This is a genomic window from Pseudomonas parakoreensis (assembly GCF_021602155.1).
Classification (GTDB): Bacteria; Pseudomonadota; Gammaproteobacteria; order Pseudomonadales; family Pseudomonadaceae; genus Aquipseudomonas; species Aquipseudomonas parakoreensis.
The window spans coordinates 1-207 of sequence record NZ_BQHY01000112.1; the positions used below are offsets into that span (position 1 = coordinate 1).

1 protein-coding gene is annotated in these 207 nt (G+C 53.1%); it reads right to left on the minus strand.

Annotated elements, in window-relative coordinates:
• Window positions 1–207: hypothetical protein (locus tag L6D63_RS28590; protein ID WP_236170532.1), on the minus strand; the 207-nt coding region annotated here is incomplete at both ends.

A 207-nucleotide genomic window follows, 5' to 3' on the forward strand; every position in this document is an offset into this window, starting at 1 on the left:
AGTAGTAGTTGGTCCAGAACCCCAGCCCGTTATGGGTGAAGGTCAGGCCTTGCCCCAGATATTCGGCATCCGCAGAAGTTGCCGTTGGCGAAGTGCTGAAGAAGTATTCGTAAGTCCCTCCGTTCAGGCCGTTTTGTGAATTGCTTGGGATTAGCACGATGCTGTCGATCGAGGACTGCACTACGCAGCTTTCTGGAATTGGAGGTC